Origin of the sequence: Marinimicrobium sp. UBA4209 (genome assembly GCF_002381585.1) — a bacterium.
Taxonomy (GTDB): Bacteria; Pseudomonadota; Gammaproteobacteria; order Pseudomonadales; family Cellvibrionaceae; genus Marinimicrobium; species Marinimicrobium koreense.
In genome coordinates, this window is the sequence record NZ_DFTP01000089.1 from 24,480 (window position 1) to 28,773 (window position 4,294).

At 58.0% G+C, this 4,294-nt stretch carries 3 protein-coding genes; 2 read left to right on the forward strand and 1 reads right to left on the reverse strand.

All coding sequences use genetic code 11. The annotated features are described in order from the left end of the window. Nucleotides 1–1,941 (reverse strand): bifunctional rhamnulose-1-phosphate aldolase/short-chain dehydrogenase (locus tag B3187_RS12930; protein WP_286806892.1); only part of this gene is annotated, 1,941 nt, incomplete at its 3' end. Nucleotides 1,942–2,184: 243 nt separating this feature from the next. Between B3187_RS12930 and B3187_RS12935 the strand changes: the two genes are divergently transcribed. Together B3187_RS12935 and B3187_RS12940 are read left to right on the forward strand one after the other, a co-directional pair. Beyond that, nucleotides 2,185–3,852, forward strand: a complete 1,668-nt coding sequence (locus tag B3187_RS12935) for a purine-cytosine permease family protein (RefSeq protein ID WP_286806894.1) — start codon at nt 2,185–2,187, stop codon at nt 3,850–3,852. Nucleotides 3,853–3,927: 75 nt separating this feature from the next. Continuing rightward, nucleotides 3,928–4,294, forward strand: a 367-nt coding sequence (locus B3187_RS12940; RefSeq protein ID WP_349678202.1) for an FGGY family carbohydrate kinase, incomplete at its 3' end; no start/stop codon positions are given.

A 4,294-nucleotide genomic window follows, 5' to 3' on the forward strand; every position in this document is an offset into this window, starting at 1 on the left:
TTCTTCGTTACTGATATCGTACGCTGCGGCACGCTCCTGGCGCCACTCGCCGTCCCAGATTTTGGAACCGCGCAGTACCGCGTCGGGGTTGACCACATTGCAGCGAATACCCAGAGGGGCTCCCTCCAGCGCGATGCAGCGGGCCAACTGGATTTCGGCGGCTTTGGCTGTGCAGTAGGCCGACGCACCGGGAGAGGCCACCAGGCCATTCTTGCTGACGATAAAGACCACGGAGCCGCCGGTGCTCTGCCGTTTCATCAGTTTGAAGCCTTCGCGACCGACCAGGAAGTAACCGGTGGCCAGGATGCTGATGTTCTTGTCCCACAGGTCCAGGCTGGTTTCATCCAGCGGGGCGGAGCTGGCAATGCCGGCGTTGGACACCAGAATGTCGATGCCGCCGAACTCCCGGGCAACCTCGGTCATGGCGCCGGCGACCGATTCGGGTTTGGTCACGTCGCAGTGCACCTGGCGAATGACATCTTTCCCGAACGCCTGAGTCAATTCGCTCTGTGCGCGGTCGAGACCGGCCTGGTCAATGTCGGCCAACATGATACAGGCGCCTTGCTCGGCCATACGGATGGCCGTGGACTTGCCGATACCTCCGGCGCCACCAGTGATGAAGGCGATGCGGCCGGCCAGAGACTTGGGCTTGGGCATGCGCTGCAATTTCGCTTCTTCAAGCAGCCAGTATTCAATATCAAACGCTTCCTGCTCCGGCAGGCCCACATACTCGCTGACGCCGTTGGCTTCGCGCATCACATTGATGGCGTTGACGTAGAACTCACCGGCAATGCGCGCGGTGGCCTTGTCTTTGGCAAAGGTGATCATGCCGACCCCCGGCACCAGGTAAACCACCGCATTGGGGTCGCGCATGGCCGGGCTGTTGCCCCGCTTGCAACGATCGTAATACGCCGCGTAATCCTCGCGATAGGCTTCAAGTTGCTGATCCAATCCCTTCACGCAGCGTGCCAGTTCAGCATCAAGGTCCTTGGCGGTGGGGTCGAAATCCAAAACCAGCGGGCGGATCTTGGTGCGCAGGAAGTGATCCGGGCAGGACGTGCCCAGGGCGGCCAGTGGCTCCAGGTCTTTGGAATTCACGAACTGCAGCACGGTATCGGAATCGTTGAAGTGGCCGATTTTGCGTTGCTCGTTGGTGATTTTGCCGCGAATCAGGGGCATCAGTTCGCTGATGACGGTTTGCCGACGGCTGTCATCCAGGGGGTTGTCATACTTGATGCCGCCGAAGGCGTCGGTTTTGTTGTTTGCTTCCAGCCAGTCCTGCGCGCGTTGAATGATGTTCAGCGTGGTCAGGTAACAGTCTTTGGATGTGGGGCCCCAGGTAAAGATACCGTGACCTTCCAGCATGATGCCCTTCAGGTTGGGATTGTCTTTGGCTACTTTTTCCAGCTTCAGCCCCAGGTCGTAGCCCGGACGCTGCCAGGGCAGCCAGCCCATTTCGCCTTCGAAAATCGTTTCGGTCAGTTCTTTGCTGTTCTTGGTGCAGGCAATGGCGATGGCGGCATCCGGGTGCATGTGGTCTACATGCTTATGGGGGATGTAGGCATGCAGCGGGGTATCGATGCTGGCGGCGCGGGGGTTCAGGTTGAAGGTGCAGTGGGGCAAGTAGCCCACCATCTCGTCTTCGTGCTCCAGGCCCCGGTACAGGTCTTTCAGTTGATGCAGCTTCTCCATATAAAGGGTGGAGAAACCATCGAGTTTGATCGAGCCCAGATCACCCCCGGAGCCTTTTACCCAGAGCACCTCGGCGTCCTGACCGTTCAGTGGGTCCTTCATGGTGAGTTTGGCCGAGGTGTTGCCTCCGCCGAAGTTGGTGATGCGCAGGTCGGAGCCGAGCAGGTTGGAGCGGTACTTCAACAGCTCGGGCTCGCTCATCTTGGCGGCTTCTTGATCATTCCAGAGGTTATCTAATTTCGAGGCCATGGTCGTCGCTCTTATTTCAGGTGAATAATGGATTCATAATCCGAATTTCTGATTGAGAGTGATTATAAATGAGCAAAAATGGAGGGTCAAGGTGAAGTTGATCGAATCTTTATGGGTTTTGAGGTTGTTTAAATGCTATTTTGACGTTATTGTTCATAACTGATCATTAATGTTCAGTTCGAGCCTGCCTGTCGCGGCCCGAACCCTCGAATACCGTCAACAATACAAATAAGTATAGTGAACATGCCGTCCCACGATGAGTTTGAGCAGGCGCCCTTGCGGCCCGATCAGTTGAAGCCCGCCCGCCATTTTGCCGCCAGTTATGCCGGTGAGCATGTGGCGGGCACGGAATTTGTCATTGGCGCCAGCTTTGTGGCCTGGGGCGTTGGTGTTGCCGATGTGCTCTGGGGGCTGCTGTGGGGCAACCTGGCGGCGGTACTGACCTGGGGCCTGGTGTGTGCACCGATCGCGGTGGACACGCGTCTGACGCTCTACGCCTACCTGAAGAAAATTGGCGGGAAGGGGCTGATCAACCTTTATAGCGTTGTGAATGGTCTGCTTTTCTGTGTGTTGGCGGGCGCCATGATCACGGTATCCGCCTCGGCGGCCCGAGTTCTTTTCGGTATCGGCCCGCAGGTTGAGTGGTACCCGACCGATCCCGCCTTCGTGGCTGTGGCCCTGTTGGTGGGTGCTGTGGTGACCATTGTCTCTACCAAGGGGTTTCGTCGTCTGGCGGTGTTTGCGCAAGTCTGCGCACCCTGGATGATCATGATGTTTGTGGTGGGCGGCTTGACCATGCTCACCGTTCTGCGTGACGCGACTCCGCTCGCGCCCGAGTCCTCTTTCCTGCAGCGGCTGCTATTGATCGCCGATTCTCACATATGGCGCGGTGACGAAGACGGGCTCGGGCTCTGGCATGTGGCGGCTTTTGCCTGGGTGGCCAACCTGGCCATGCATGGCGGCCTGTCAGATATGACCATATTGCGCTATGCCAGAAAGTCGTCCTACGGGTTTCTGTCTGTGTTGGGGATGTTTATTGGCCACTATCTGGCCTGGGTGTGCGCCGGCGTGATGGGCGCCGGGGCGGCGCTCGTTCTCAATACCTCCATTGAGAAACTGGATGCGGGCTCGGTTGCCTATCAGGCCCTTGGCGCGACCGGGATATTGGTCGTCATCATCGCGGGTTGGACAACGTCCAATCCGACCATTTACCGGGCCGGGCTAGCGTTTCAGTCATTGCATCCCCGGTGGCGTCGCACCACGGTCACCGCCATTACCGGTGCGGTGACTACCGTCATCGCCTGTTTCCCGTTTGTGTTTACCCAGTTGATGAGTTTTGTGGGCCTGATGGGGCTGATCCTGGCGCCGATTGGCGCGGTCATTGTGACCGAACACTGGATCTTTCCCCGGATTGGCCTGACCCGATACTGGAACCATTATCGAAAGGCCTATCTCAATTGGCCCGCATGCCTGGCCTGGCTTCTGTCTCTGTGCGCGGCATGGGGTTTTCACCGTTTGGGCATTCATCTGTTTTTCCTGCTCATTCCGACCTGGGTTACCGCGACGGCCGTGTATACCGCCCTGGCGGCCTGGAGTGGGGCGGCCAGATCCTACCTGCAATCTTCGGTGCACGAAGCGGAGGAGGCGCAGCGCAAGCAGGCCGAACAGCAGTATCTGCATGCGCCCCAGACGCGAGCTGGCGCTGACGCAGGCCGCTTCGGTTCGCCCGCCATGGCCGCATCCGCTGTGGTGGCGATCGGCTCGTTGTTGGTTTGCTTGGGGCTTGGGCTGTACAGCGTCGATTCGGGTAACATTGACCTGGTCAAACACTGGGTCTTTCTTCCAACGGCGACTTATCTGATCTCGGCGACCCTCTGGTCCCACTTGAAAGAGAAGCACGCCCAACGTTAACCGGAACACTTGACTTGAACCGGGGTGAATCATGCAGCTATCCCGGCGACAACACGACATGGTGAATTTGTCTCAATGAGTAACATTCTGATTCTGGATATTGGTAAAACCAACATTAAAGTGCATGTTCTCGATGAGCATCTCGAGAGTCGGTTCGAGAAAACCAGGCGCAATGCCGTGGTAGAGAATCCGCTTTATCCCCACTTCGATGTGGATGCCATATGGGACTGGTTCTGCGAGGCGGTTCGCGAGGTGTCGGACGCGTTTTCCATCACCGCAATCAGTGTCACCACCCACGGCGCTACGGCGGCCCTCGTTGATAGGCAAGGCTCCGGTAATGGGCTGGTGCTTCCGATTCTGGATTATGAATACGCGGGCCCTGACGCAATAACTGGGGACTACACCGGCGTTCGACCGGATTTCTCCGAAACCCGCTCTCCCG

Bases quoted from the DNA above. Each gene is read 5' to 3' on its own strand.
- B3187_RS12935 (WP_286806894.1), top strand. From the start codon at position 2,185: ATGCCGTCCCACGATGAGTTTGAGCAGGCGCCCTTGCGGCCCGATCAG.